The sequence below is a fragment of the Algibacter sp. AS12 genome (genome assembly GCF_046736315.1).
Taxonomy (GTDB): Bacteria; Bacteroidota; Bacteroidia; order Flavobacteriales; family Flavobacteriaceae; genus Algibacter_B; species Algibacter_B amylolyticus.
Map to the genome: position 1 here is coordinate 2,622,079 of NZ_CP151841.1, position 22,283 is coordinate 2,644,361.

The following is a 22,283-nucleotide window of genomic DNA, read 5'->3' on the forward strand; positions in this document are numbered from 1 at the left end:
AATTAGTTGAGTCTAAAATTAGGATTGATAATGGCGCTAAATTACTGTTCATTTTTAACTGCTTATAATAATTTTTTAGCAATTGTAATTCTTAAATATGTTAATTTTTATTTCTTATGTAAGTAGGAAAAGTATCGATTAAATTTTATTAAAAAACCTTTTAAGCCCTTTATACGCGTAAAAAGAGCAATAATTTATCTCTTTAGAGTAATAATTTATAAACTATAACCACCTGCTTTTTTAAGTTTGTATTAACAAATTGTTAACGGAAATTAACAATGTTCAAATTTTAAAATTCCAAATAATTTAACTAAAGGGTTTAGAAATAAAAATCAAAATTAATTCTAACAACTAAACAATAACTCTTAAACTAATTTAATATTAATTATGGCAAAAAAAATGATGCATAGAAAAAGTTTAATTATACTTTGTGTGATTATGGCTGCATTTGGTTGCAAGCCAGATCCGTTGGAGTACGCCCGTCCGGATAACCTGGCAGGGACTATTTATACTCAGCTAGAGTCGTTGGGTACATTTAATTATTATTTACAAGCATTAGATCAGTCGGCTTATAAAGAGCCTTTGTCTAAAGGCGGCTCTTGGACAATATTTGCTCCTGAAGATGATGCCTTTGAGCAATTTATGAGTGATGAAGGTTATGCAAATTTTGAGGCCATACCAGCAGAAAGACTAGACGATATTCTAAAATTTTCTATTGTTATTGACGGATGGAATACTACAACATTAACGTATTTTAAGAATAGGTTTTATGAAGGTCAGAGTTTTAGACGTAGAACGCAGTATCAAGAACCGTATACGGAAATTGATTCGGATACGTTACAGCATATTTTAGATTACAATACAACTGATTATTCTGGTATCTATAAAATAGATCCTAGCTTAGGAAGGTTGAAAACGGTTGTGTATTTTTTAGATTCGTTTATAGATAATTATGGTTTTGAAACTACCGATTACGATTTTATGTTTCCAGGAGAAACGTATAATCCAGGTGATATGAAAGTTTTTGATGCTCATGTAACTCAACAAAACGTTGTTGCAGAAAATGGGATTATTTATGCTTTAAATAAAGTTTTAGAGCCCCATAAAAACTTATATGAAAATCTTTCTTCACCGGAGTATAACGATAAGTATTCAACATTTAAAAAGTTACTAGAGCGTTTTTCAACCATAAGATCAATTGGAGATGTGCTTAATGAAGAGACCGGTGAGACAGAAGAAATTTTTCAATTAAGATTTGCAACTGGATTGGAAAATGATTATTTACCTTTTAATCCTGCTGATGAAAATTACGCAACCAATATCGATGGTACCTTAGCTTATGCATGGGGCTTATTAGCACCAACAAATGATGCTTTAGATGCTTATCTAGATGGAGATAGTGTGTTAGGTAGGTTTTATGATTCGTTTGATGATATGCCATTAGATGTAGTGGGAAAATTTTTATCGCCTTACTTTTTTAATAACTTCTATGACATTTGTCCAAGTAGTTTTGGCCAAAGTTATGATACTAGTATAAAACTAGTAGATTATAAAGCTGGAGATGTTGTTGATAAAAAGTTTTGTGGTAATGGGTTTTTTGTAGGTGTTAATACAGTTTATACTAACAATAGTTTTGGTACCATTATGGGGCCTTTATTATTGGATCCAGAGTACGCCGTTATGCTTAGAGCGATTCAAAACCTAGGAATTGATACAGCTTTAGAGAGTAAGGCTGTTCGTTTTTCAATTCTTGGAATTAAAAATGACCAATTTGTTAATGTGGCGGATCCTAATAGTGCTACACGAATGATTACAATCGTTCCTGAAGTTTCAGAAAACGGGTTTTTATCAATTACTATGGAGGTAACAGGTGATCCTGATGATGCCAACAATCGTACATACGCCAATGAAGATTCAAGTACGTATTCTGCAGATTTTGCTTACATGTGGACAACTATACAGGATATTGTTCTAAATAATATAGTTGATGAAGATGTCGATTTTGCTGCAAATAATTTTTACCAAGCTAGAAGCGGTGAGTATGTTTACACTTTCGATGGTAACTCTGCAGCAGGAGGTGGAGATATTCTTCTAAATAGATCTTCGCAAGTAGTTAGTACTACCGAAACAGACAATGGTAATTTTTACGAAATGAGTGATATTATTGAAAGACCACTAGAGTTTACATATGGTGCTCTTGCTAATGAGGATAATGTAACTAGTTTCTCTTCATTTATCGAAGTTTTAGAAACGGCCGATGCTTTAATTACTATAATAGGTTCAGATGATAAATTGATTAACTTTCTTAACCTACAAAAAACATTCACCTTATTTGCGCCTAATAACGCCGCTGTTGCACAAGCAATTGCCGATGGAGTAATTGTAGAACCAAGCACAGTATCTGGATTAGACGATTTAAATCAAGCTATTGCAAAAAGAGATCTATTAGATTTTGCTAAAAAACATTTCTTACAGCAATCCTTAACAACAGATGGGAAGTCTACAGGAACCTTTCCTTCAATGTATTTTGGTCAAGTAATTGATTTTGCACCGGTTTACGATCAGTTTTCTGTTGTAAATACAACATCTTCAATTACGCTAACAAATGAGGCATCAGGAGAGTCTGTAACAACAAATGGTTCGACAAATATATTGTCTAAACGAGTTGTTATACACGAAATCAATAATTATATAAAATAATAAAACTAAAAGTTTTTAAATATGAAGGATAAATACAGGTCATATTCATATGTCTTAATGATAGTATGTATGCTGTTCTCGGTGTACAATATGTCAGCACAATCAAAATCTATAATTACAGGTACAATCTTAGGGAGCGACGGAATGCCTCTAGCGGGTGCCACAATTGCTGAAAAGGATGAAAATAATCGTGTTATTAATGGAGTAATTGCAGATTTTAATGGAAATTATTCTATTGCTATTTCCAAAACGAGCCACACCTTGACATTTTCGTATGTAGGTTTTTTAACTAAGGAGGTTGTTCCTGGAAATGAAAACACAATTAATGCTACACTAGCAGAAGATGTCTCAGAGCTAGATGCTATTGTACTTCGTGGCACTAAAAAAGTATTTACAGGAGAGTTTGAAATGGATAAACGTAGAATTGCTACGGCCATGGAAACCATTTCAACTAAGGAAATTAGTGAAACAGTATCAGCTGGTATTGTCGATCAATTACAAGGTCGATTAAGTGGTGTGGATATTGTAGCTAATTCTGGTGATCCGGGAGCTGGATTATCTATCCGTATTCGTGGTACATCATCTTTAAACGCATCATCAGAACCTTTAATTGTAATTAATGGTGTGCCTTTTGAAACTGAAATTGATGATTTATTTGATTTTGGATCTGCTGATGAGGAGCAGTATGCTTCCATGATTGGAGTATCGCCAGATGATATTGAAGAAATTTCGGTGTTAAAAGATGCTGCGGCAACTGCACAATACGGATCGCGAGCTGCAAACGGTGTTTTACTTATTAAAACTAAACGTGGAACTAAGGGTAAAGCTAGATTTTCATATAGTTTCAAAGGTACTTCAGCATGGCAACCAGAAGGAACGCCAATGCTAAACGGAGATCAATACTCAACCTTAATAAAAGATGAGCATATTGCTACTAATGCTGATGCAGGACCACAAGTAGAGTTTGACCCGGAATACGAGTTATATGAGCTTTATAATAAAAACATCAATTGGCTAGATGAAATTACGCAAAAAGGATATACCAATGAACACTTTTTAGGTGTATCTGGTGGTGGTGAGAAATCGTCTTACCGTGTTTCTGCAAGTTATAAAGACCAATTAGGAACAACCGTAGGTAGTGCTTTTAAATTATTTACAACTAGAGCTATTTTAGATTACAATATTTCTGATAAAATTAGAATTGCTTCCGAGCTTGCTTATAGTCATGGGTCGTTAGATCGTTCATACTCAAAAGATAATAGTTTAGGGCAAATAGCCATTAGAGGTTTAGCACAAATTAAAATGCCTAATCAATCTATTTATCAAGTAGATAATGATGGTAATTTAACCGATGAATACTATACACCTATTGATGCCTATCAAGGTGGTGGAATAGAATATTATAATCCAGTTGCTATGGCAAGACTGTCTACAAATAATACTGAAAATAATAGGATTTCTCCAATTTTTAGATTTAGTTATAGACCTAATAAGATATTCGATTTTAGATCTATTATTTCATTTGATATTAATGTAGATAAATCATCTTTGTTTGTCCCAGAAGAAGCATTAGGTGCAAACTGGACAAGTTCGGCTGCTAATAGAGCAACTTTTTCGGACGCCGAGTTTTTTGTAATGCGTACCGATAATAAATTAATCTGGATGCCGGAATTAGGTGAAAACCACTCTTTTTTATCAAGTCTATCGTTTCAAACATTTGAAAAAACGAGTCAAGGATACGAGGTTGTTGGAAGTAACAGCCCAAGTAGTTCTATACAAACACCAATAGCCCTTACTCGAATTGAAGGGTCTGGGAATTCATTAGATTCTTCATTTACGCAATACAGGTCATTAGCCACTAATTTTGCTTTTAATTACCAATTTTTAGATCGCTATATTTTAAGTGGTGGTATTAGAAGTGAAGGAAATTCCAAATTTGGTAGCGAGTATCGTTATGGAACCTTTCCAAGTGTAGCAGCTAAGTGGATTTTATCTTCAGAACCTTTTATGGAGTCTTTTGAATTTATTGATGAGTTAGGTATTCGTGCTAGTTATGGTGAAAACGGTAACTCACCAAATTTTAACTATGGGCAGTATAATATCTATAGTACATACAATTACAATTACCTAGGCGAAATACCAGTTATACCATCTAGTATGGAATTAACAAACTTACGTTGGGAAACGGTAATTCAAAAAAACATAGGGCTTACTTATTCGTTTTTTGATAGAAGAGTAAGTGGAGATTTAGAATTTTACCAAAAAGATACTAATGATTTTTTAACTAAAGGAGCAGCAATACCTACTACTTCTGGATTCTCTTCTGTACCATTTTTAAATTTAGGAGATATTAGTAATAGTGGTTTTGAACTTAGTGTAAGAACTAAAATTGTTCAAAATGAAGATTTTGGGCTTGATTTTAATTTCAACATTGCAAGAAACACAAACTTAATTAAACGTGTTGCAGATGCACAAGATACCGAGGAAGGAAACCCATTAACTACTGGTCCTGGTGGATATTTAAAACGAATTCAAGAAGGAAACCCTATAGGTTCTTTTTATGGATACCGTTATTTAGGAGTTTTTAGTACACAAGACGATTTAATTGCACGTGACGAAAATGGCGAAATTATCTACGATCTTAATGGAGAGCCTAAAAATTTAGTTTTCAATAATGGTAGAGCTTTCGCAGCAGGTGAAGCTATGTATGAGGATGTTAATAAAGATGGAAATATAAACCGTTTAGATGTGGTGTACTTAGGTAACGCTAATCCCCTGTTATATGGTGGTTTTGGTCCTAATATTCGTTATAAAAACTTTCAATTAAATGCATTTTTTAACTTTCGTTACAACCAGAAAATGATAAATATTGCACGTATGAATTCTGAAAGTATGGATAGCTACGATAATCAAAGTACAGCAGTATTACGCCGTTGGAGATTTGAAGGCGATGAAACAGATATACCACGAGCTATATTAAACAGTCCAGTTAATACTTTAGGTTCAGATCGTTTTTTAGAAGATTCATCATTTTTAAGAATGAAGTTTGTTACATTAAGATACAGCCTTCCTAAGGAGTTTATTAGTAAATTGAATTTTACAAACGCTTCGGTTTATGTTACGGGTACTAACTTGTTAACATTTACAAAATACTCAGGTGTAGATCCTGAAACCGGAAATAGTAGTGATTGGAAACAACTAGGTTACGATACCAATCAAACGCCAAGACCACAGCAAGTAACTTTAGGTGTAAATCTTTCATTTTAAAAGTATATAAAATTAAAAATATTATGAAACGAAACATAATTAAAATATTTATAATGGTTCCAATGTTGTTGGTAACACTGTCTTCATGTAGCGATTACCTGCAGTTAGAACCAATGGACAACCTTATTCAACAAGAATTTTGGCAAAACAAAGAACATGTAAGCTCTGCAGTAGCAGGGTGTTACGCCTCTATGAATCAGTCTGGTTTTACCGATAAGGTACTTAAATGGGGAGAATTAAGAGCAGAGATGATGGTTTCATCTGGAGCAGGTAGTAACGACCTAAACATGTTAAGAAATTATATGATTCCGACCAATGGACTAACAGATTGGGAAAATTTTTATAAGACTATAAACTATTGCAACTTAGTATTGGAGTTTGCCGATGGTGCTCAAGAAAAGGATAAAACGTTTACTATTCCAGAATTAAATAACTTTAAAGCAGAAGCAACAACTATTCGTTCTTTAATCTATTTAATTTTAGTTAAAAACTTTAAAGATGTGCCGTTAATATTAACAGGAACATCAACTAGCGAAACCGATTTTTATCCGGCAAAAAGCACTGAACAGGAAGTTTTAGCACAAATTATAGGAGATTTAAACAACGCAGTTGATAATCTTAATTTAGGCTATGCAGAATCTGCAGCCCATGATAAAGGTAGAATGACCAAGGGTGCTGCCTTAGCTATTTTGGCAGATGCTTATTTATGGAACGAGCAGTATACAGATTGTATTGATACTACACAACGTTTAATGGATTTAGGTCGCTATAGTTTAGTAGATGGTGCCGATTGGTTTAACGACATATTTTTTGAAGGAAATTCTGCTGAAGGTATTTTTGAACTTCAATTTAGTGATATTAATAATACTATTAGGAATGCATTTCAAGAATTAGGGGCCGATTTTTTAGCTTATAATGGTATTATGGAGCTTTATAGACAAGTTCCAGACGATGTTAGAGGACATTATGCTACCTATGATAGAGAAACAGGTTATGTTTTTAAATACGCAGGTATTGATGACACAGGGGAATATCGTGCTACAGATGAGTATTATAATACATTTATATTTTACCGCTACGCCGATATCATGTTAATGCAAGCAGAAGCTTATGTTTTATCAGCAGAAAAAAAGGATTTAACTAAAGCTTTCAATCTTTTAAATACAGTGCATACTCGTGCTGCACCTATTCCATTGGATACAAGTTTAGATGAGCAAAGTTTATTAACAGCTATATTATTAGAACGTCAAAAAGAATTTGCTTTTGAAGGTAAACGTTGGTATGATTTATTACGTTTTGCTCGTCGTAATAATTTTGAAAATCAAGAACTCATTTTAAATTTAGTTGATATTAAAGCAGGTGCCGATGATTACGAACAAATTTTAAGTTCTTACACAGATCCTGAATCTTATTTTCTACCTATTTTTCAAGATGAAATTAACTTAAATGATAATTTAGTGCAAAACCCGTATTATGCTAACTAAGAAATGATAACTGAATATAAAAATAAAAAAACGATAACATTATGAAAACTAAAAAATTATTTGCTTCGATTTGTTGTCTTGGGCTGTTTATGCTATTAATAAATAGTTGTCATGACGACCTTGAAGATTCTACGTTTTTTACTACCGATGAGATGAGTATTGCGCAAACGCTAGTATCTAACCCTGAAAAATTTTCAATGTATGTTGAAATTTTAGAAAAAACAGAATATTATAACTCGTTAAAAAGTTATGGTAGTTATACCTGTTTGGCGCCTACAAACGAGGCGGTTCTACCTTTTCTACAAGAAACCTTTAATGTAAGCACGGTTGCAGAAGTAACATCAGAAGATCAAATAGAATATTTAAAAACAATTGTTAAGTTTCATACTTTGCCAACAAGAAGAGCTACTAGCTCTTTTGTTGAAGGGCGTGTTGCAGATACAACGTATACCGGAGATTTTCTTACTACATCATTTTTAGCCGGCGGTGGTATTGCTAATATTAAAATAAATAGAGAAGTTGGTTTAGATCAATATGATATAGATGCAGATAACGGTATTATACATGCTGTAGACGGTGTTTTATCTCCGTTTGTTGATCCTGTTACTTTAGTAATGGAAAATGCAGGACAGCATAGCATTTTTATTGAAGCCTTAAAGCAAACGGGATATTATGATGATTTTTCTGTTATTTTTAATGCCGATGGTGTAAAAAACAACTTTACAATTTTAGCGGAATCAGATGATATATACAGTGAAAACGGTATAAATTCTTTTGCCGATTTAGTAAGCGTTATTTCTCCAGACGATTCAAATTATATGGATGCTAATAACAATTTAAACCGCTTTATAGCATACCATGCTACAGGAACTTTTCTTTACTCTGCGGATTTTCCAGTTGACGGATTTATTAGTACGGTTTTACCTAAAAATGCTATAAAATCTCTAAAAACTGATAAAGAACTTAGAATAAACGAAACTGAAACAGGAACTAATGATACTTGGACATCTTTAATTTCAGATTATAGTAATATTCCAGCTAAAAATGGTGTGTATCACACTGTCGATAAATTACTAACTATTTTTATTCCTAAAGCAAAGAAAGTAATTTTTGATTTTGGTACAGATTTACTAGAGTTTAAATCTGGTCAAATTGGTTTCCGTGATTGGAATCCAACAGATGATTTTAAATCGTTTCGGGTTTTTCCATCGACTAGGGTAAGAATTCTAAACAATGGAGCTCATGCTTACGACAGAAAATCTGTTTTAAATCTAGGTGGAGTTACATGGCTTGAATGGGATACACCAGTGCTTCCTAAAGGAAAGTATGAAGTTAGAGTATGTGGGAACCAAGGAAATAATGGTAGACCAATACTTCAAGCCTATTGGGATGGTGAGCCTATAGGATCTCAATGGGATATGAGAACACATCCAGGTGAAATGGGCATTTTTGGTGATTCGCTTGCAATGAGAGAAAGAGGATATGTTAGAGGGGTTTCAGTAGATGAATATGCTGCAGCTTCACCAACATCAGCCGAAACTGCTGGTTGGTCTAGATTTATTGTAACAGAGGAGTTACTATGTCCTGAACAACAAAGTCATGTTTTTAGATTTGAAACCATTAGATCAGGAGGTATACCTATTGATTATGTAGAGTTTGTTCCAGTAGACTAATTAAAAATAATAATTAAAGAACTTAAAATGAATAATAAAAATAATTTCATAGCAACCCTTAGTCGTACTCTTGCTATAGTGCTTATTCTTTTCGCTTTTAGCTGTAAAGAGGAGGCTCTAGAGGAGCACTACGAACAGCTAGACGACAGGTTGGAAACTAGTATATTAGAAACACTTTCTAGTGATTCTGATTATTCTACCTTTTTGCAATTAATTAAACAAACGGGTTACGAGCATCTGCTATCGTCTTCGCAAGCCTTCACGGTTTGGGCGCCAAATAATGAGGCTTTAAGTATGGTATCAAGTACCATTTTAAACGATGATGTTGCTTTAACAGCATTAATAGGGAATCATATTTCTAGATTTACTTATAATTCTACTATATCTTATAATGAAGAGTTGCAAGACAATTCAGTATTAGTTAAAATGTTCAATAATAAATATGTGGAATTTTCTAATGCAGGAGGTCAAGTAACATTTGGAGATGTTGCAGTACAGGATGCAGATATTCTAACTACTAATGGTGTTCTTCATAAAATGTCAGACGTTTTAACCGTGAGTCCAAATATTTGGAGTTACCTTAACGATAACGCTAATGATTTTCCTGAATTAATTACATATTTCGAGCAGTTTAACAAAATCTCTTTCGATGAAGAAAACAGTGTTTCTTTAGGTCAGAATAGTTTAGGTCAAACCGTTTATGATTCTGTTTTTAGCATAACAAACACACGTTTTAGTACCATAGGAGATTTAAGCTCTGAAGAAAGTCGTTTTACCTTTCTTGGTTTAACTGATGCTGCTTATACTGGAGTTTACGATAGTTTTAAAGATTTCTATCAGTTTCCTGTTGAAGATTCTGTTAAGACTAATACAAATAGAACCATTTTTAATAATTTAAACTTTTTTCCTATAGTAGAGTTGGAAGATTTAGATGGTATTACTACAAATCGAAATACAGCAGGGAATAATGTTATTATAGACCCAGCTTCTGTAACAGAAAACTTTAGTTTAAGTAATGGAAATTTATTTGTTGTAAATGAATTAAATTATGACCCTAAAAATGTAATGTATAAACCAATTCGTTACGAAATTGAAAATCCAGAACGAAGAACCATAGGGAACCTATCTGAGTTTTCCGTAGTACAAGATTTCGATGAGACAGCTTCAGGTAGATTTACTAATACAGTAAATTTATTAGCAAATCCAGATAATAATGATAGTAATAATTATGTAGAAGTTGCTTTTACTAATGTATTGTCTGCTAGTTATAAAATTAATGTAAAGTTTTCAAGAGTTGGAGCATCTAAAAAGACAAAGCTAAAATTTGAGTTAAGTTATGTAGATGCTAGTAAGCAAACTGTGGTTCATGAAATAGATGCCATTGATGTAAGTAATTTAGAAGAGGGGGTTGTTACTATTGGAGATATATATGATATCCCTGTGTTTGTTAACAATGAGATTGACAATGATTACTTTGTTAAACTTAAAGTAATAGTAGATGTTATTGATGCTGAACTTATTCTTTACGATCGTAAGTTTGGTCTTGATTATGTAGAATTAACACCAGTAGAGTAAGTATTTAAACCAACTAAAATTTAAACAAGAATTATCTGATTATGATGAAAATAAAAAATACATATTCCATGTTTTTTATTCTATTTTTCGGAATTACTTTTGCATTGCAGGGGCAGGAAAAATCGAATAATACGGTTACAGGTACTGTGGTTAATGCCACAAATGATAAACCGTTACCAGGTGTTAACATACGTGTAGGGAGCTTCTCTTCTGTAACAACAGACGAAAACGGGGCCTTTACTATTAAAGTGCCAGACAGTAGAGCTACGTTGGTTATTAGTAACCCAGAACTTCAAGTTAAGGAGGTTGCATTAAAAGGGCGTTCTAATGTTGAAATTAGAATTAATAACAAAGATTTCATTTCGTATTACCAAACAATTCATTTGCCACTTAGAGACCAAAGCAACACTTCGGTAGTAAAAGCGGTTTCTGTTAGAGCAGGTGATATTTCTTCACCTAAGGAGTCTATTGCTAATATGCTTTCTGGTAATGAAGTTAGCGGTATGAGAAGTATTATGCGTTCTGGTGTTCCAGGTATTGGTGCCAATAATTTTATTAGAGGGTATAATACCTTAAATAGTTCAACACAGCCATTAATTATTATTGATGGTATGATGATTGAAACAAATACATTTAGCAATAATTCTATTATTAAAGGGTATAATTACGATCCATTATCTGATATTAATCCAAAAGATATCGCAAATATTACGGTTATTAAAGATGCGGCGTCAATTTATGGCTCTAGAGCTGCAAATGGTGTTATTCTTATTGAAACAAATAAAACCAATGATATTTCAACTAAAATCGATTTCTATGTTCAAGGTGGATTAAATATTGCACCTAACAATATTAGAATGATGAATGCTAATCAGTTTAAAACATACTTATCTAATCAGTTAAATAGTTCAACTATGGGTAATACAGCGGCAAATAACGCCATTGCTAACTTACCTTATTTTAACGAAAATCCATCGTTTCAAGATTACGAGAAATATCATAATAATACCAATTGGCAAGATGAGGTATTTGGTAACGATTATGTTAACGAATATTACTTAAGAGTTACTGGTGGCGATGAAATTGCTAAATACGGATTGTCCATTGGCTATTCAACTAACAATGGTGTGTTAGCTAACTCAACGTTTAGTCGTTTTACAACACGTTTTAATGCAGAAACAAGTATTACAGAAAGATTGTCTTTAACTACAAACTTAAGTGTAAGTTATACTGATAGAAATTTATTTGATGATGGCTTGGTAAGCTCATCGCCAATTTTTTCGGCACTTAATAAATCACCGTTTCTGGCACCTTTTACAGAAAATGCAGATGGTGTAATTACAGATATTTATGAAGACGTAGATAATGTTGGTGGTTTTAGTAACCCTAAAGCCATTACCGATATTGCTACATTTGCAGCTAAAGATTATAATCTTTACGGTCAATTTAATTTTGGATATAAAATTTCAGATAAATTAACCTTAAAATCTTTAACAGGTGCAAACTATATTAAAAATAGACAGAATGTGTTTTTACCAGATTTAGGACTTTCAAATGAAGATAATGAATATGGTGATTCATTTTACCGTACATCAAAAGTGAGTATAGAGAGTTTATTTTCTGTTTATAACGATACAAGATTAAATTATAAGTTTAATGTGGATCATGTTCACGATTTCTCAATGAATTTAGGAATACGTTACAATCAAAATAGTTACGAAAATTCATATTCTATTAGCGGAAACTCTGCAGATGATCAATTTACATCACTAAATAGTGGTGATGGAGAAACATATGTAACTTCAGGAAGTATTGGTAACTGGAAATATGCTTCACTTTATGCCAATACAGATTATGCTTTTTTAAGTAAATATTTCTTTAGTTATAACATTGCATTTGATAGTTCTTCTCGTTTTGGAGATGATAACTCTGTAGGTGTGTTTCCTTCTTTAGGGGCAGGTTGGTTAATTTCTTCTGAAAATTTCATGGTAGATTCTAAGGTGTTCGATAAAGTAAAACTTAGAGCAAGTTATGGTTTAACAGGTAACGACGGTATTGGAAACTATAATGCAGAATCTTATTTTGTATCTACTCGATTCTTAGAAGGTACAGGACTAGTTAATGGGAATATAGCACAAAGTAATATCCGTTGGGAAGAAACTACTAAGGCAAATTTAGGTTTGGACTTAGGCTTGTTTAACGAGCGTTTATCTTTAAATTTTGATTATTTTAATAATGTTACAGACGGTTTATTAAATCAAACAAGTATTAACCAAGTTTATGGAAGCGAAGGTTTTCTTTCTAACGACGGAAAACTTAAAAATAACGGTTTCGAATTAGGAATTAATGCTAGATTAATTAATACCGATAAATTTAGTTGGGATATTGGTGGAAATATTTCGCAATACAAAAACCAAATTATTTCACTTCCAGGCGATCAACAAATTTATGATATTGCCGGTGTAAATGCTACAATTATAAATAAAGAAGGAAGTGCATTAGGTTTGTTTTATGGATATAAAACAGATGGAATTTATAACAATGCATCCGAGGCTGCTAATGCCGGTTTAAGTTGGAACGATTTTGCTGGTTTCGAACAACCTTTTGTTGCTGGTGATGTGCGTTTTGTGAATACTAATGATTCTGATAATGTAATTAATGAAGATGATAGAGTTGTAATTGGTAACCCTAACCCAGATTTTACTGGTATGGTTTACAATACATTTACTTATAATAAGATTTCTTTATCAGCTTTATTTTCTTTTAGTCAAGGAAACGATGTGTATAATGCACAACGTTGGCAAACAGAATCTATGTCTGGTTTAGCAAATCAAAGTCAAGCAGTTGCTAATCGTTGGACAGTGGCTAACCAAAACACAACAATTCCACGTGCTGTTTATGGAGATGCTATGGGGAATTCAAGATTTTCAGATCGTTGGATTGAAGATGGATCATACATCCGTTTAAAAACACTTTCTATCTCTTATACGCCAGAAGTTTTTAATACAACGTTTTATATTACAGCAAACAATTTGTTTACTATTACTGATTATTTAGGATACGATCCAGAAGTAAGCTCATCGCAAACGAGTTTCTTACAGGGTATCGATGCTGGTTTAACACCGCAATATACGTCAGTTTTAATAGGCGTTAGAATAGGAATATAATTTTTGGTTAAGAGAGATTCAAATTAAAAAAAATAAATATAAATGAAACAATATAGAAATATTACGTTCAGTATTCTTTTAGGATTAACGCTTTTTACCTCCTGTGAGAGTATTTTAGAAGTAGACCCTGAAGAAGTACTGCTTGCCGATGATTACCTAGGCGATGATCAATTAGATGCAAGATCGGCATTGTTTGGCGTGCTTTCACAAATGCAAGCAATTGTAGCACAAAATGTAGTGCTTGGTGAGTTACGTGCAGACTTAGTTAATGTAAATGCAAATACTACTGATGAACTTCGTGAAATTAATAATCACGAAATAAGCGCTAATAATAGTTATGTCGATTTTACTACGTTTTACTCAATTATTAATAACTGTAATTTTGCATTAGAAGGTATTGATACTGAAGCTTACGAAAATCAATTATTAGATGATTACGCATCGATTTTAAGAATTAGAACTTGGGCGCAAATGCAAGTTTTAATTAATTATGGTAAACTGCCTTACATTACAAAACCAATTAGAACAAGTGATGAATTAGATGATACCTATCCATTGTTAAATATGGATCAAGCTTTAAATCAGTTAATCGCAAATCTTCAAGAAATTGAAGACGTTGAAAATGTAACTAAATATGGATCTTCTTTAGGGTTTTCTGTTTTTAGTATGATTCCAGATCAAGATGTACTTTTAGGTGATTTGTATTTATGGAAAGGAGATAACACCATGGCGGCAACTCGTTACAAAGCATTTTTAGATAAAAACCTTGGTTTATATAATTTGGATACTAATAGAATTGTTGTTAGTGAAAGTAATGGAAACTACACGTATTCTGATGGTTGGGCAGATATTTTCGATGAAGGAGTTAGTTCAAACGCTGTTTTAAATTTTGTTGCTTTTAGTGAGCAGTTTAGACAACCAAACAGCAGTTTTGCAGTAATAAAAAATCAATTAAAGCCATCCTTATCTCTTATAACCAATTGGAAGAATCAGTCCATGGTTTATGAGGACACACCACTAGAGGATTACGATCAAAGAGCAGAACTTTCTGCAACAATTAATAGTGCAAATCCTCAAATTTTAAAATATCAATACGAATATTTCACATGGTATAGATCAGCAAAAGTATACTTAAGATATATAGAAGCTATTAATAACCTAGGGCATTCAGAACAAGCTTTGGCGATTTTAAATGGTATTTTTAATAATCCAGATGTCGAGCCTGTTGACGCGCCTATTTTTAATAATGCGGAAGGTTATTTGAACTTTGATGATGATTTTTATTTTTTATATAATGGTGATGACGAGCCTATTTTTGGAGATTTAGGTGTTCGTGGTCGTGCAGGTTTGGCGCCTGTAGGTCTAGATATAGATTTAGAAAGTTCAGATGCCATACGTCAAGTGGGAGCTCTTATTCTTAACGAGGCAGCCTTAGAGTTAGCTTTTGAAGGTAATAGATGGGAAGACTTAGTGCGTTTTGCTAAAACAAATAACAACCCAAGTATTTTAGCTGATGCCGTTTATGCTAAGTTTGAAGCTGCTGGTAATACGGCTCAAGGGCAAACAGTAAAAGCAAAATTAATGGATGAATCTAATTGGTTTTTACCATTAGCTATTCCAAATAATTTTATAGAAGAGTAGTTTTTTTTCGTAGATAAGTTACCAATTAAGGTGGTAATAATTTAACTCCAAGTTTTACTTGGAGTTTTTTTCGTTATAATAGAATGCCATTAAGCTATTTATTAGTTTTGTTATGATAAAGGTGTTGTTAGATGTAGAATACGGAGTTAATAATGGCTAATAGAAGGCTTTTAATTAGCTGTATTTGTTCTGTTTCGTCAAAGTAGAGTATGAAGCAGCTACAAAAAAAATAAGCAGCTATAGAAACTATAACTGCTTATAATAGAAAAACTAAAACTAACTAACTCAAATTTTAATATTTAATTGCTTTAGATAATGATGCAATCTCTAGCATTACATCAACAATTAATTACACTGTAAATATATTTAGACTACAGGTGTCTTAATATAATTCAATGTGCAATCAGTATAAATTATAAGCCTTTTTGTCTATAATACGGGTCTTTGAGGGGTGAAATCAAGTTTATTTCTTATTAGTTTCAAAAAAAATGGCGGTTTTCGTAGGTTATATTCATGAAGTTATTCTGAATACAGTTATTATGTTAGTTTACGTATTTACAACGGTGTTTTTGGGTGTTGCCATGTGTTTAATTAAAAATAATGGTGAAGAAAAATTTACTACTTTTAGTTGTAATATTTTTAAATTTACAATCGGCTTTTATCTTAAAAGCCTTGTGATAACTTGTTTTAAGTGTAAATGAGCGATAGTTTATAGATTTTGGATGATAATTTAATAACAGTATAATCTTTAATTCCTAAAATTGTACTTCAAGTATTACAATGGTTGTAGTGCTGTTAAATTTTATATTTAATTAATATTAAATAATATTTATCCCATAGTTTATTAAGTTTAAAAAGAAAATGTAATGAGTATAACCAAACCAGTTTTAGTTTTAGTGTTATTTTTAATGCTTGCTTGTAATTCTACAAAAAAGGAAGTGTTAACGACTGATAGTGCAGTGTTTAATTCAGATAAAGTATTACAACAGAATGCTACTAAAATGAAAGAAGTTGCTGCTAGTTTAGCTAATTTCGATAGTTTTCCGAGAAATGTAAAAAAGAATAAAACAGATTGGGATTTTGTTGGCGTTACCGATTGGTGTAGTGGGTTCTGGCCTGGGGCGTTATGGTATGCATATGAGGCTTCTGGAGATGAGCAAATTAAGGTGCAAGCAGAGAAATTTACGGCACCGCTTAAAACAATAGCTTATACACCTGCCGATAATCATGATATTGGGTTTATGGTTTATTGTAGCTATGGTAATGGGTATAGATTAACAGGAAATGAGGAATACAAAGAAATTTTATTAGCTGCAGCCGATACATTAGCTACGTTATATAATCCAACTGTAGGAACTATTTTATCATGGCCTAGTCAAAAACATAAGTTTAAGTATAACACCATCATAGATAATATGATGAATTTAGAGTTGCTTTTCTGGGCAGCTAAAAATGGAGGTGATCAAAAACTTTATGATCTTGCTAAAAGTCATGCCGAAAAAACAATGCAGCATATTGTTCGTAAGGATGATGCTGTATATCACGTAGGTTCTTTTGATGAGGAAACTGGCGAGTTTTTAAGAGGTTACACACATCAAGGATATGCTACCGAGTCTATGTGGGCTAGAGGTCAAGGATGGGGAGTATACGGATTTGCCGTGGCATATAGAGAAACTGGAGATAAAGCATTTTTAGATACTGCAATTCGTTTAGCAGACCATTATATGGAACGTTTACCAGAAGATAAGATTCCATTTTGGGATTTTGATGATCCTAAAATTCCTAACGCACCAAGAGATGCATCTGCAGCAGCTGTTGTAGCATGTGGTATGTACGAATTGGCTGGTTTAGTTAAAGATGAGGCGTTAAAGAAAAAATACATTGATGCTGCTACAAGTTATGTTGAAGCATTATCATCTAAGGAGTATTTAAGTGGCGATGTTAATCAAGCTTTGTTATTGCATTCTACAGGGCATTACCCTAAAAACTCAGAAATTGATGTGCCTATCGTATATGCTGATTATTACTATATGGAAGCATTAGTACGTTTAAATAAACTTAATAAGGCTAATAGTGCTGTTGTAATGAAGTAATACAAGGGTAAATAGTATTGCTCAGTTAAGTGTAAGTGCGATCATTAAAAATAAAGATTAATACCGGTTTTAGAGAAATTCTAAAGTCGGTATTTTTTTTTGAATTATGGTTTCTGTTTTAAAAAGAGTCTAGAATTAAAGGATTAGTTCAACCGGAAAATGCTATTAATAAGTGATATAATTAAAGCATTAATTTTTCATTAATAAAGTACTTTATTAGCCCGCAATAAAAGCTTTAACGCCCTTAAAATGCTGAATTGTTGGGCAGATATAACAAATGAGCAATGGTTTATAATCTATGGTCAATGATTTATATACTACAAAATCTATAATTTTTATTATTGTATCTATATAATTTTTTCGATGTAACTAACTGAAAACAGTGCGTTTTAAATCTGAAGAGAGAGCTTAAAAAGATGGTATTAAAAGAACAAAAATATAAAAACATGAAAAAAATAGGGGTTTGGAGCTTACTTATGGTTTTGATGCTGAATTTTGCATGCGGACAAAAAGAAGATAAATTAGCAAAGGCTGAAACAGATTATAGTGTACAACAAATTACTGATGCAGAACGTATGCAATGGTGGGAAGAAGCTCGTTTTGGCATGTTTATTCATTGGGGTATTTATACCGTTCCTGCTGGTTTTTACAAAGGAAAAGCAGTATCGAATAGTGCGGAATGGATTATGAACAAAGGCAAAATTCCAATTGCTGAATACGAAAAATATGCCGATCAATTCAATCCAGAAAAATTTGATGCTGAAGAATTTGTGGCTCTAGCAAAACAAGCCGGAATGAAATATATGGTTATTACAGCCAAACATCATGATGGGTTTTCTATGTTCGACTCTAAAGCAACAGATTATAATATAGTGGATGCCACACCTTTTAAGCGCGATGTTTTAAAAGAATTGGCTAAAGAGTGTCAAAAACAAGGTCTTAAATTTGGTTTTTACTATTCGCAAGCACAAGACTGGCATCACCCAGGAGGCATGGGAAATAGTTGGGATAAAACATTAAAACGCGTAAGTAGCGATGAGTATGTTTTCGAAAAAGCACTTCCAGAAGTAAAACAATTGCTTACCGAATATGGACCAATCGCTATTTTTTGGTGGGATACACCAAGAGCCATGACCAAATCTGTGGTAGATAGTTTACATCACATTACAACAGCATTACAACCTCGAATAATTACAAACGACCGTTTAGGTGATGATTACCCTGGAGATCATAAAACCTTTGAAAGAAACGGACCAAGACATCAACCAGAAGCAAGATATTGGGAGTTATGTCAACCTGTAAGTGGTAGTTGGGGGTACCGTAGCGATGATAATAATTTTAAATCTATTCCTAATTTAATTCGCAATTTAATAGATCAAAGCAGTAAAGGCGGAAATTATTTGCTTAATGTTAGTCCAACCAACGAAGGGGTTTTAAAACCTGAAGCTGTAGAGCGTATGCGAGCAATTGGAAAGTGGATGGATAAAAATAGCGAAGCCATCTACGGAACACAAGCAAGTCCTACAAGTACAGAACCAGATTGGGGGAGAATCACCATGAAAACAGTTGATAATAAAGGGCTGTTATATTTACATGTTTACAATTGGGAAGATGGCGCTACTTTACCTATCCGCCTTAAAAACAATGTAGAATCTTGCTATTTATTAACAGATAACAACAGAACGTTTAATACTAAAACTTTAGATGAAGGTATTCAAGTACATTTAACAGGAAAAGCGCCAGATAGTGTGGCTTCGGTAATTGTATTAAAATTAAAAGCAATGCCTAATGCTTTACCAATTCAACCATTAGGACAAAATGAAGACGGTGTAGCTGTATTACCTGCTTTTAGAGCGCAATATGAAAATTTACAAGGCCCAGGAGCGCTGTATAACGATCATCTAGATTGTGTTGGAAGTTGGGATAGCGAAACCGCCAGAGTTTATTGGTCGTTCGTTTTAGATAAACCAGGGACTTTTAATGTCCAACTTGGATATTCAGGAGCAAAAGAAACCGAAATTGAAATTAATTTTAACGGAGAAAAAAAGGTAATTAAAATTCCAGTAACGGGTAATAATCCAAAGCGATTTAAAACCACTAATTTAGGAGAGGTTAAAGTTGATAAAGCTGGTAGTTATGAGTTTTCTTTAATGCCAGTAGCCGGAAAATGGCAAGCCATTAACTTGAAAGATGTAAAGTTAATACCAAACAAAAATTAAGTATTACTTAAAAAATGAGATATCTAATTATATTCTTTTTCGCAGTGTTTTCTTGTGCAACGGCACAGAATTCAATTTTTGATAATTTGGAAGAAGCGCCAATAAATGGTGGTTTACAAATGGACGATTATTGGGTTTGGGGGAGTTCGGTAATTAAGGGCGACAATGGGCAGTATCATATGTATGCATCGCGTTGGCCAAAGTTTTTACCTTTTCATCCAGGTTGGATGGTAGCCTCAGAAATTGTTCATGCCACATCAAACACACCCGAAGGGCCGTATAAATTTCAAGATGTCGCTTTAGGAAGTCGTGGCGCACAATTTTGGGATGGACGCTCGTGTCATAATCCTAAAATTGTAAAGTATAATGACACTTACATTTTATATTACATGGGGTCTTCGCATCCGTTTGAGGAAGTCACCCTAAATAATATTGAAGATTTTAATTTAAGTAGCAAATGGTGCATAGCCGCACGTTGGCAAAAACGCGTAGGTGTTGCAACCTCTAAAAGTCCTTATGGTCCATGGAAACGATTAGATACTCCAGTTTTAGATGTTAAACCAGATAGTTATTACAGCTTTTTAACCTCAAACCCTTCGCCTTTAATTAAAGAAGATGGTTCGGTAGTATTGCTTTTTAAAGGAAGAAGTTATCAAGAAGATGGTATAAAACACAGTGATATGAGTATTGGTGTAGCTACTGCGCCTGCCTTCGATGGTGAATATACTGTAATAGGAACAAAACCTTTATTTTCTATGGAACATTTAGGCGAAGTGGAAGATCCGCATTTATGGAGTGATGATAAGGGGTTTCACTTGGTAGCTAAAGATCAACGCGGATTAATTACCGGAGGAAAAGGGGACGGACTTTTAGCGCATTCCCAAGATGGTATTCATTGGGTAGTTGATGACAACCCTAGAGCGTATACAAAATTAGTAAAATGGAATAACGGTAAAACAATTAAGCAAGGTCAATTAGAACGTCCGTTTGTATTTGTGGAAAACGGAAAGCCTACACATATTTTCTTTGCTACTATGGATGGTCCTGGTGGTTTTGGAAACGGAACAAAAACATGGAATATGGTTATTCCATTAAACTAATTAGAAATTAAACCAATTAAATAATCTAACTAACACTTTTTAAAATGAATAAAAAAATATTATTATGGTCCATTACTGCTGCTTTAGCAGGGTTTTTATTTGGGTTTGATGTTGTAGTAATTTCAGGTGCCGATAAAAAATTACAAGCACTTTGGGGTTCATCTGAAGCTTTTCATGGCGCAGTAGTTATGGGTATGGCACTTTGGGGTACCGTTGTTGGGGCTATTTTTGGTGGTATCCCGACTAATAAATTTGGACGTAAAAATACCTTAATAGTTATAGGTGTTTTATTTGCCGTTTCTGCAATTGGTTCTGCTTTTGCAAACGATCCATACGTATTTGCTTTTGCGCGTTTTATTGGTGGTTTAGGAGTTGGAGCATCTACCATTGCTGCACCTGCTTATATTTCTGAAATTGCACCGGCAAAAGACAGAGGGCGTTTAGTGGCTATGTACCAATTTAATATTGTTTTTGGTATTATGATTGCTTATTTATCCAATTACCTATTAAGTGATATTGGTGAGAATGCATGGCGATGGATGCTTGGTGTAGAAGCTATTCCAGCAGTTTTATATGTGTTGTTTGCTTTAAAACTTCCAAAAAGCCCAAGATGGTTATTATCACAATCTAGAGAAGCTGAAGCTAGAGAGGTCTTGCAAATTATAGATCCAGAAGCCAATGTTGATGAGCAAGTAAGAGAATTTAATTCGCATTCAGAAAAAAGTGATAAGTCTGAAACCATATTCATAAAAAAATATAGATTCCCTTTAATATTAGCTTTTTTAATTGCTTTTTTCAACCAGTTTTCAGGAATTAATGCCGTATTATATTATGCGCCTCGTATTTTCGAAGCTGCAGGTTTAGGAGAAAGTACAGCATTATTAAATAGTATAGGTTTAGGGGTTACCAATCTTGTTTTTACATTATTAGGTGTCTTTTTAATTGATAAATTAGGACGAAAAACTTTAATGTATATTGGTTCGGTAGCTTACATTACCTCATTAGGGCTTTTATCTGCGGCATTCTTATTAGAGTGGACAGGTATGGCAGTGCCATTTTTCTTGTTTTTATTTATAGCGGCGCATGCTGTTGGTCAAGGGGCTGTAATTTGGGTGTTTATTTCAGAAATTTTCCCGAATCACTTAAGGGCTTCAGGGCAAGCTTTTGGTAGTTCTACGCACTGGGTGTTAGCAGCCATTATTCCATCGGTATTTCCTTTACTATTAAAATTAGTAGGTGGTGGCTTGGTGTTTTTAGTATTTGCAGGAATGATGGTTTTACAATTGTTATTTGTAGCCTTTATGATGCCAGAAACTAAAGGGAAAACTTTGGAAGAGTTAGAAGATATTATGATAAAAAAATAA

General features: G+C 33.3%; 11 protein-coding genes. All 11 read left to right on the top strand.

The window, feature by feature from the left end:
* The first annotated feature begins 399 nt into the window (after positions 1-399).
* The 11 genes from AAFN75_RS11070 to AAFN75_RS11120 all read left to right on the top strand — a co-directional run bounded on the left by AAFN75_RS11070 (position 400) and on the right by AAFN75_RS11120 (position 22,283).
* Complete coding sequence (locus AAFN75_RS11070; RefSeq protein ID WP_411806366.1) at positions 400-2,700, top strand: fasciclin domain-containing protein; 2,301 nt, start codon at positions 400-402, stop codon at positions 2,698-2,700.
* Between the two features lie 90 nt (positions 2,701-2,790).
* Positions 2,791-5,967: a SusC/RagA family TonB-linked outer membrane protein gene (locus tag AAFN75_RS11075; protein ID WP_411806367.1), complete on the top strand. Its 3,177-nt coding sequence runs from the start codon at positions 2,791-2,793 to the stop codon at positions 5,965-5,967.
* Positions 5,968-5,990: 23 nt separating this feature from the next.
* The gene (locus tag AAFN75_RS11080) at positions 5,991-7,451 is read left to right on the top strand and encodes a RagB/SusD family nutrient uptake outer membrane protein (RefSeq protein ID WP_411806368.1); all 1,461 of its coding nucleotides are present in this window, start codon (positions 5,991-5,993) and stop codon (positions 7,449-7,451) included.
* Positions 7,452-7,492: 41 nt separating this feature from the next.
* Positions 7,493-9,124, top strand: coding sequence for a fasciclin domain-containing protein (locus tag AAFN75_RS11085; protein WP_411806369.1), 1,632 nt, complete (start codon positions 7,493-7,495; stop codon positions 9,122-9,124).
* A 27-nt stretch (positions 9,125-9,151) separates the two neighbouring features.
* Positions 9,152-10,699 (top strand): fasciclin domain-containing protein, encoded by a 1,548-nt coding sequence (locus AAFN75_RS11090; RefSeq protein WP_411806370.1) that lies wholly within the window; start codon positions 9,152-9,154, stop codon positions 10,697-10,699.
* Between the two features lie 41 nt (positions 10,700-10,740).
* On the top strand, positions 10,741-13,866 hold the full coding sequence (locus tag AAFN75_RS11095; protein ID WP_411806371.1) for a SusC/RagA family TonB-linked outer membrane protein: 3,126 nt from the start codon (positions 10,741-10,743) through the stop codon (positions 13,864-13,866).
* 42 nt (positions 13,867-13,908) lie between these two features.
* Complete coding sequence (locus AAFN75_RS11100) at positions 13,909-15,507, top strand: RagB/SusD family nutrient uptake outer membrane protein (protein WP_411806372.1); 1,599 nt, start codon at positions 13,909-13,911, stop codon at positions 15,505-15,507.
* Positions 15,508-16,373: 866 nt separating this feature from the next.
* Entirely contained in the window at positions 16,374-17,600 is a 1,227-nt protein-coding gene (locus AAFN75_RS11105; RefSeq protein WP_411806373.1) for a glycoside hydrolase family 88 protein, read from the top strand.
* Positions 17,601-18,046: 446 nt separating this feature from the next.
* Complete coding sequence (locus AAFN75_RS11110; protein ID WP_411806374.1) at positions 18,047-19,819, top strand: alpha-L-fucosidase; 1,773 nt, start codon at positions 18,047-18,049, stop codon at positions 19,817-19,819.
* Between the two features lie 14 nt (positions 19,820-19,833).
* Entirely contained in the window at positions 19,834-20,919 is a 1,086-nt protein-coding gene (locus AAFN75_RS11115; RefSeq protein WP_411806375.1) for a glycoside hydrolase family protein, read from the top strand.
* Between the two features lie 44 nt (positions 20,920-20,963).
* On the top strand, positions 20,964-22,283 hold the full coding sequence (locus tag AAFN75_RS11120; RefSeq protein WP_411806376.1) for a sugar porter family MFS transporter: 1,320 nt from the start codon (positions 20,964-20,966) through the stop codon (positions 22,281-22,283).

What these genes read in the sequence shown, in the direction of transcription:
- AAFN75_RS11100 (WP_411806372.1), top strand. Translation starts at nt 13,909, where the DNA reads ATGAAACAATATAGAAATATTACGTTCAGTATTCTTTTAGGATTAACG.
- AAFN75_RS11085 (WP_411806369.1), top strand. Translation starts at nt 7,493, where the DNA reads ATGAAAACTAAAAAATTATTTGCTTCGATTTGTTGTCTTGGGCTGTTT.
- AAFN75_RS11070 (WP_411806366.1), top strand. Translation starts at nt 400, where the DNA reads ATGATGCATAGAAAAAGTTTAATTATACTTTGTGTGATTATGGCTGCA.
- AAFN75_RS11115 (WP_411806375.1), top strand. Translation starts at nt 19,834, where the DNA reads ATGAGATATCTAATTATATTCTTTTTCGCAGTGTTTTCTTGTGCAACG.
- AAFN75_RS11105 (WP_411806373.1), top strand. Translation starts at nt 16,374, where the DNA reads ATGAGTATAACCAAACCAGTTTTAGTTTTAGTGTTATTTTTAATGCTT.
- AAFN75_RS11080 (WP_411806368.1), top strand. Translation starts at nt 5,991, where the DNA reads ATGAAACGAAACATAATTAAAATATTTATAATGGTTCCAATGTTGTTG.
- AAFN75_RS11120 (WP_411806376.1), top strand. Translation starts at nt 20,964, where the DNA reads ATGAATAAAAAAATATTATTATGGTCCATTACTGCTGCTTTAGCAGGG.
- AAFN75_RS11110 (WP_411806374.1), top strand. Translation starts at nt 18,047, where the DNA reads ATGAAAAAAATAGGGGTTTGGAGCTTACTTATGGTTTTGATGCTGAAT.
- AAFN75_RS11095 (WP_411806371.1), top strand. Translation starts at nt 10,741, where the DNA reads ATGATGAAAATAAAAAATACATATTCCATGTTTTTTATTCTATTTTTC.
- AAFN75_RS11075 (WP_411806367.1), top strand. Translation starts at nt 2,791, where the DNA reads ATGTCAGCACAATCAAAATCTATAATTACAGGTACAATCTTAGGGAGC.
- AAFN75_RS11090 (WP_411806370.1), top strand. Translation starts at nt 9,152, where the DNA reads ATGAATAATAAAAATAATTTCATAGCAACCCTTAGTCGTACTCTTGCT.